Below are 7,893 nucleotides of genomic sequence, written 5' to 3'. Positions count from 1 at the left end.
CACAACAACCCCTGATCAAAGTCAGGCATTGCAACGATCCCTAGAACCGAAGGGCGTTAACAGGGGGCCCTTCCTTACAGGCTCAGCCGGCGAGGTGGGACCAGTCGCCCTCCAGGTCACGCCAGGGCCCCTGCCCGGTCACCCGGCCGTTCAGCAGCACCACCACGTGATCGGCGCGGACCAGCGCCGCGCGTTTCGCGGTGGAGCCGACCACGGTCACCCCGTGTTCGCGTAACGCCTGCCACAGCGCCAGCTCGGTGGTGACGTCCAGCGCCGACGACACGTCGTCGGCGACCAGCAGTTCGGTACGCGGGGCCAGCGCCCGCGCCAGGGCCAGTCGCTGCAACTGCCCTCCGGAGAGCCGGGTGCCCTTGTGCCCGATGAGCAGGCCCAGCCCGCCCCCGGCCGCGGCCAGGTCGTGGTCGAGCTGGGCGGTCGAGACCGCCGCACCCGCGTCCACCTGGTGGCCGAGCGCGACGTTGTCGGCCACCGTCCCGGAGAGCACCCGGGGCAGTTGGCCGACGTAGCCGACCTGGTTGGGGCGCAGGAACAGCTCCGGCTCGGTGACCGGCTCCCCGTTCCAGCTCAGCAGGCCGGTGTGGTGCACGATCCCGGCCAGTGCCCGTAGCAGCGACGACTTGCCGGAGCCGACCGGCCCGACGACGAGCACCAGTTGCCCCCGCTGCACCGTCAGGTCGACGTCCCGCACCGCCACCGCGCCGTCGGAGTGCACCACGCCGAAGCCACGCAGCTCCAACCGGCGCAGCGGGTGCCGGGGCGGCGGCGTCGGCGCGGGTGCCGCCCCGGCGACCAGGTCCACCGCCGGTACGGCCGCCGAGTACGCGCCCACCCCGGTCATCGCCACCGTCCGCCGCGTCCACACCCGCGCCGAGGGCAGTTGGGAGATCAACGACGCGGTGGTCCAGGCGAACCAGCGGGCCGCGGAGAGGGTCGCGACGGCCACCAGGACCGCGCCGGCGGACAGCTCGCCGGCCAGGTAGAGCGCCCATGCCGCGATCGGCAGCAGGCCGCTGGCCAGCGACGGCGTGGAGCGGGACCACACCTGCACGCTGATCTCCCGGCGCTGCCGGTCACTGCGCCGCACGTCCAGGTCGGCCAGGTGGCGCAGCACCGCCCCGGTCGCCCCGGCCAACTTCACCGTGCGCGCCGCCGACAGCGTCGAGACCAGCGCGGTGGCGAAGGCCGCCCGCGCCGCCACGGTGGCCCGCGCGGAACGCTCCAGCTTCGGCCCGAACAGCGTCGCGGCCAGCCCGGAGACCACCATCGTGCCGGCGAAGAACAGCGCCGGTACGAGGCTGCCGGAGACCGCCGTCATGGCCAGCAACAGGACTACCGCGACGGACTGGTCCAGCACGTTGTCGGCGAGCTGGACCACTCGCTCGGTGTCGCCGCCCTGTGCCACCACCTCGGCCGGCGTGTGCGTGCTGACCCGGCGCGGCCCGGTCTGCCCGTGCACCAGGCGCAGGCTGATCCGCAGCATCTGCCCCACCCACCACTGGGGGAACCAGACCCCGGTGTAGTACGGCACCGGCAGGGTGACCAGCAGCCCGGCGACGATCCCCAGCGCCGGCAGGTACGGCCCGCCGGTGCCGTCGACCAGGTCGGCCCAGAGCCAGGGCAGCACCGGGCCGTCCAGCCCGAGCAGGGTGACCAGCAGGAACAGCGCCACCGCCGCCAGCCCGTACCGGGGGTCGTTGCAGCACAGCCGCACGATCTCCCGCAGCGTCCGGGCCGGCGGGGTGGGCGGCAGCGGCGGCGGGTCGGCCCGCGTCGGCGCGACGGTGTTGTCCCCGTCGCCGTCCGGCCGTTCCCCGCGCTGATCCGGCCACCGCCCGTCGAGGGGCGGGTCGGCCGCCGCTGGCGGGGCCGGCCACGCGTCGGCGGGGCCGGGGAGCAGATCGGTGGCGGCGCGACCCGCAGGCACGGCACCGGCGTACGCGGCGGCGTGGCTGGTCGCCAGCAGCTCGGCGAACCGCGTCGACCCCTCCAGCGGGCCGGCCTCGACCACCGCCCCGTCGGCCAGCACCACCACCTCGTCGCAGCGGCGTACCGAGGAGAGCCGGTGGGCGATGACGATACCGATCCGGTCGCGCAGCAGCCGCTCGGTGGCCCGCTGCACCCGCGCCTCGGTGACCGGGTCCAGCCGTGCGGTGGCCTCGTCGAGGATCACCACGTGCGGGTCGCGGACCAGGATCCGGGCGAAGGCCACCAGCTGCTCCTGCCCGGCGGAGAGCACGTGACCGCCCTCGCCCAGCCGGGTCCGCAGCCCGTCGGGCAGCTCGGCGATCCAGCCGGCCAGGCCCAGCTCGTCCAGCGCGCGGGCGGCGGCGTCGAGCAGCGCCGGGTCGAAGAGAGCGACGTTCTCCGCGAGCGTGCCGGCGAGGATCTCGGTGCGCTGCGGCACCACGGCCACCCACCGGCGCAGTTGCTCGACGTCGAGGTCGCACAGGTCGGTGCCGCCGAGGAAGACCGTTCCCGCCGGCACGTCCACGGCCCGGGTGAGCACCTTCGCGAGGGTGGACTTGCCGGAGCCGGTCCGGCCGATCAGCGCGTACGAGCGGCCACGGGCGAAGGTCAGGCTGACCCCGCGCAGCGCCGGACCACGGGTGCCCTCGGAGTCGCCGACCTGGTACCCGAAGGTCAGGTCACGGATGCGCAGGTCGCCGTCGGTGGGGCTGGCCCCGCCGATGGGCTCCTGCCGGGCGTCCTGGAGCAGCTGCACCCGGGCCCACGCGCCGAGCGCGTACTGCAGCTCCGGCACCATCCGGCTGACATGTTCCACGGTGGCGCCGAACGCCAGGGCGAGCAGCCAGACGGCGGTCAACCGGGCGGCGTCGATCTGGCCGGTCGCCAGCGCCCAGGCGCCGCCGAGCACCACCACGCCGATCCCACCCCGGATCGTCGCCGCGGCGATCGTGGTCACCCGCGCCGACATCACCCAGACCCGGCTGCCCCGGGACAGCACGGCGGCGGCCCGCTGGGCGTACAGCCGCAGCACGTACGGCCGGGCCAGGCTGGTCCGGACGTCGTCCTGGCCGTGGACGGCCTCTTCCATCACCGCGGCCAGGTCCGACCAGGCCTCCTCCTCGGCCATCCGGGCCGGGGCGATCCGCGCGGTCGGTCGGCGCAGGCTGACGGCGAGAACCACGGTGAGCAGCAGCATCGCGATCCCGGCCGGCCACCACACGGCCAGCGCGACGACCACCGACAGCACGCCCACGCAGAGCCCCTGGGCGAGCCGGGTGCCCTCGTTGCGTACCGCCGACGCGACCTGGTAGACGTCGCCGTCGATGCGGTCGAGCAGCTCGCCGACCGGGGTGGTCTCCAGGGTGGGCAGGTCCTGCCCGAGCGCCACCCGGCAGAGCCGCCGGCGGACGTCGGCGGACCAGTCGGAGGTCGCGCCGGCCATCAGCAGGCTGACCGCGAGGTCGCTGAGCACCACGGCGACCAGCGCCGCCGCGAGCACGGTGAAGAACCCGGTCGAGCGGTGCAGCAGCACCGGGCCGGCCAGCGCCGACGCGCCGGCCTGACCGGCGGCGCCGAGCACGATCAGGCAGGCCACCAGCGTCATCCGGCGCGGCGAGGTGCCCCACAGATCACGGAGCAGGCGCATGGTCGGTCCTCCGGACGTGGGTGGCGGAGTGTCCAGCCTGCCGGCACCGACCCGTCGCTACAACCGAATTACGCCCCTGAGCAGGGCTTCGGTCAGGTCTGGGCGACCCGGCGGACGATGCCGAGCAGTGCCTCCTGCACGTCGGAGATCGGCCGGTCCGGCTGGAAGACCAGCCAGTCCACCGCCACCACCAGGCCCACACCGAACAGCGCCGACGAGGCGGTGGGCACGTCCAGGTCGGCCGGCAGGTCGCCGCTGTCCACGCCGGCCCGCACCGTCTCCGCGATCACCTCAATCGCCTCGCCGCGTAGCAGCCGCAAGGTCTGCTGCCACTCCCGGTTGGTCCGCCACATCTCCGAGAGCAGCAGCTGGGCGAAGGCGCGGTAGCGGCGGATGTACTCCAGCTCGGCGCGGACCAGGGCGGCCAGCGCGGCGCGCGGCGGCAGCCCGGCGACCGCCGCCCGGAACTGGGCCGTGAGCAGCCCGATGCCGTGCCGCAGCAGCTCCTCGAACAGGACCGTCTTGGACTCGAAGTTGTAGTAGACGGTGCCCTTGGCCACCCCGGCCCGGGCCGCGATGTCGTCCACCGTGGTGGCGGAGAAGCCCCGCTCGGCGATGAGTTCCACCGCCGCGACGAAGAGACGCTGGCGGGTGTCCTCCCGCCGCCTCGACCGTCCGTCCGTCACGCGCACACTCCGTCCACCTCGACCGGCACCGCCGCCGCCCGGGCCGCTTTCGGCTCGGGCCCATCCTCACATGGTCAGTTCCGGGTGCAGCTTCGCCGGGGTGAGCCGGCGGGAGCGGCGGGCCGCCGCGGTGGTGAGGGCCAGCGCGGCCGCCCCGAAGCCGAGCAGCACCAGCGCCCCGGTGACCACCGGGCCACCCGAACCGCCGTTGATGGTGTGCCGCAGCCCGGCCACCACGTAGCTCATCGGCAGCCACGGGTGGAGCGCCTGGAAGAAGCCCGGCGAGGTCTGCACCGGGTACGTCCCGCCGGAGGAGGTGAGCTGGAGCATCAGCAGGGCCAGCGCGGCGAGCCGGCCGGCCGGGCCGAGTTGGGCACCGAGCCACTGCATGATCGCGGTGAAGGCGAGCGAGACCAGCGCCAGCAGGCCCAGCGTCGCGGCCGGCCGCACCGGGTCCAGCCCGAGCACCAGCGTCACCACCGCGAAGAGCACCCCGGCCTGGGCGAGCCCCACCGCCGCGGCCGGCAGCCAGCCGGCCAGCGCCACCCGCCCGGCGGGCGCGCCGGACATCACGTGCCGCCGGTTGACCGGCCGCAGCAGCATGTACGTGATCATCGCGCCCACCCAGAGCGCCAACCCCAGGAAGTACGGGGCGAAGCCCACCCCGTACGAGCCGGCCGGATGGCGGGCCGAGCGGTCGAGGGACACCGGGTCGCCGAGAATGCCGGCGCGGGCGTCCGCGTCGTCGTACCCCGGGATCTTCTCCTCGCCCGCGCTCAGGCCGGCGGCGAGGTCGCCGGCCCCGCCGTTCAGGCGGGTCAGGCCCGACGCCAGATCACCGGCGCCGTTCTCCAGCCGGACCAGCCCTTCGGCCAACCGGTCGCTGCCGCTGCTGAGCTGGTCGAGCCCACCAGCGAGCTCGCGGGCGCCGGTGGCCAGCCGGAACAGCCCGCCGCGCAACTGGTCCGCGCCGGAGGCGGCGTCGCCGAGGCCGTCGCGCAGCTTGGCGCTGCCGTCGGCGAGGGTGCCCAGCCCGGTGGCCAACTCGTCGACCTTGCCGCGCGCGGCGGCCACGTCGTCGGCCAGGTGCGGTGCCGCGTCGGCGATCTGCCGCGCGGTGGCCGCCACGGTGGCCATCCGGTCCCGCAGCGCGGCCAGGTCGGCCCGGTCCAGGCCACCGACCACCGCCCGGGCCGCCTCGGCGGTGGCGTCCGCCGCCGCCCGGGCGGCGGTGACGTTCGGGTCGTCGGCAAGCTCTGGGTGCGCCGCCACCAGGGCGTCGAGCCGGTCGCGGACCTTCTCGGCCTGGGTGAGGGCCGCCCGCGCCCGCTGCGGCAGGGCGTCCAGCCCGTCGGCGAGCGCCTGCGCGCCGTCGGCGATGGCGGTCGCCGACTTCTCGATCCGGTCCGCGTTCTCCCGCAGCACCGGTTCGACCTTCGCCGCCGCACCGTCCACCTTCGCCGCCACGGCACGGGTCGCGGTGGCCGCCCGCGCGGTGCCGTCGGCCAGCTGCGCCGCGCCGGTCCGCAGCTCGCCGAGCCCGTCCGCCAACTGGTCCGCGGCCCGCGCGCTCTGGTCCAGGCCGGCGGAGAGCTGACCCGCCCCGGCCGCCGAACTGTCCAGCCCGTCGGCAAGCCGACCGGCGCCGTCCTCCGATGTGCCGAGCCCGTCGGCGAGCTGACCGGCGCCGTCCCGCGACGTGCCCAGCCCGTCAGCGAGCTGACCGGCGCCGTCCGCGGCCCGGGCCGTCTCCGCCTTGGCGTCGGTGAACCCCACCAGCATCCTGGCGAAGTAGCCCTCCGCGGTGCTCTCCGCGGCGGCGGCCCGGATCTCACTGAACGCCGAGCGGGCCAGCAGGCCGGACAGGTAGTTGGTGGCGTCGTCGTTGACCACCTTCAACTCCCCACGACGGGCCGGCTGGTCCGGCTCCGGGCTGGCCACCAGCGTCGCGGAGAAGTCCGCCGGAATGGAGAACACCAGGTGGTACCGGCCGCTGCGCAATCCCGCGGCGGCGTCCCCGGCATCGGTTACCTGCCAGCCGAACACCCGGCGGTCGATCAGCTCGTCGGTGAGGTCCTGCCCGGCGTGCACCACGGTCCCGTCACCGGCGGTGGCCGGCCGGTCGGCGTTGACGAGCGCGACCGGGATGCGGTCCAGCTTTCCGTACGGGTCCCAGAAGGCGTAGAGGTAGAGCGCTCCGTAGAGCAGCGGGGTGACGGTCAACACGGCCAGCGCGGCGCGCGGCAGCCGGCCCCGGGTCATCCGACGCAGCTCGAACCAGGCGAGTCGGGCGGCACTCATCGATCCCCCTCGGAGTACTGGCCACTGTCGACGCGGTCCGTGATCCCGGCGCTGTCGACGCTGTGGGTGCTCCCAGCGCTGTCGCCGCTCCCGACGCTGCTGGGGATCCGGGCAGTGCCGGCGCTGGCGGCGATCCCGGCAGTCCCGGCGCCCGCGCTGGCGGCGATCCCGGCGCTGGCGGCGACGGGGCCGGTGGTCGCGTGATCTGCGCGCGCCGAGCGCGGGGCGGGCGCTGGGGTGGGCGACGGTTCGCCGAGCCGGTGCACGATCGCCGCTGTCCCCGGCTCCACCGCGCGGGCGCTGGCCACCACCGCGTAGCCCTGCTCGGCCAGCCTGGCCAACACGGCCCAGAGCCAGGCGCGTTCGACGCCGTCCGTGCCGGCGTCGATGTCGTCCGCGACGATCAGGTCCGGTCCAGCCAGGGCGGCCAGCACGAGGCCGAGCACCTGGCGCTGCACGGGGGTCAGGTCGCGCCCACGGGTGGCCGGATCGAGAGCCACCTCCCCGCCGAGGCCAGCGCCGTCGGTCGCGGCCGCGACCGCGTCCCTTCGGTACGTCCGCCGGGAGCGGGCACCAGCACCGCTCCCGGATCTGCCGAGTCGACCGGAGCGCAGTGCTGCCAGCGGTGCCGCCCGACGCCGGCGCTCACCGCCGAGGCGCGCGCGCCGACCGAGCAACAGCAGCCGCTCGGCCACGTGCTCCGCGACGGTCAACTCCGGATCGGGCTCGTGCACCCCGGCCACCTGCCCCAGTGCGGCCGAGCCGTGGCGTACCAGCCGTCCCTCGCTGGTCGGGAAGCGCCCCGCGAGGGCGAGCAGCAGCGACGTCCGCCCGCTGCCCGGCGGGCCGGTGACCGCGTGCAGCTCTCCGGCCCCGACGGCGAGGTCGACGTCCCGGAACACCCAACCCCGGCGGGTACGCAGGCCGAGCCCGCTCGCCTCGACGACCACCATCGCTCCATCCCACACTTATTGAACTGACTAGTCAGTATGAAAACATGGTCAGCTTAACGCCGCCCGTCCTGTTCGATGCCTCCCACCAACGGTGATCCCGGTCATGACCCACCCGGCCCGGCCATATCGGGCCGTCGCCTTCCGTTCGTCGCGGCGATTGATCGACTGCCTCCGGCGCCCGCCGTCCTATGATCGGCAACGGGTTTCGCGCTGCCGTGCGGAGGTTTGCGCGATGAGTGCGATGACTCTGAGGCATAAAATATGGATCTTGTGTCGGGTTAGTGGGTTCTTGGTGGGGCCGGTGACAGCGCATGCCGTT

The 7,893-nt window shown here is 74.8% G+C and carries 4 protein-coding genes; all 4 read right to left on the bottom strand.

What is annotated here, in order from left to right; genetic code table 11:
- Positions 1–82: 82 nt before the first annotated feature.
- Complete coding sequence (locus ACFOW4_RS06035) at positions 83–3,634, bottom strand: ATP-binding cassette domain-containing protein (RefSeq protein ID WP_377525260.1); 3,552 nt, start codon at positions 3,632–3,634, stop codon at positions 83–85.
- A 92-nt stretch (positions 3,635–3,726) separates the two neighbouring features.
- Positions 3,727–4,320 (bottom strand): TetR/AcrR family transcriptional regulator, encoded by a 594-nt coding sequence (locus ACFOW4_RS06030; protein ID WP_377525259.1) that lies wholly within the window; start codon positions 4,318–4,320, stop codon positions 3,727–3,729.
- A gap of 66 nt (positions 4,321–4,386) precedes the next feature.
- Positions 4,387–6,621 (bottom strand): YhgE/Pip family protein, encoded by a 2,235-nt coding sequence (locus tag ACFOW4_RS06025; RefSeq protein ID WP_377525257.1) that lies wholly within the window; start codon positions 6,619–6,621, stop codon positions 4,387–4,389.
- Positions 6,618–7,574 (bottom strand): ATP-binding cassette domain-containing protein, encoded by a 957-nt coding sequence (locus ACFOW4_RS06020; RefSeq protein WP_377525256.1) that lies wholly within the window; start codon positions 7,572–7,574, stop codon positions 6,618–6,620. The genes ACFOW4_RS06025 and ACFOW4_RS06020 overlap by 4 nt, the downstream gene beginning before the upstream one ends.
- Positions 7,575–7,893 lie beyond the last annotated feature (319 nt).

This window comes from Micromonospora sp. GCM10011542, assembly GCF_042650685.1.
GTDB lineage: Bacteria > Actinomycetota > Actinomycetes > Mycobacteriales > Micromonosporaceae > Micromonospora.
This window is presented reverse-complemented; position numbering and strand designations above follow the sequence as displayed.

Bases quoted from the DNA above. Each gene is read 5' to 3' on its own strand.
- ACFOW4_RS06035 (WP_377525260.1), bottom strand. From the start codon at position 3,634: ATGCGCCTGCTCCGTGATCTGTGGGGCACCTCGCCGCGCCGGATGACG.
- ACFOW4_RS06025 (WP_377525257.1), bottom strand. From the start codon at position 6,621: ATGAGTGCCGCCCGACTCGCCTGGTTCGAGCTGCGTCGGATGACCCGG.
- ACFOW4_RS06020 (WP_377525256.1), bottom strand. From the start codon at position 7,574: ATGGTGGTCGTCGAGGCGAGCGGGCTCGGCCTGCGTACCCGCCGGGGT.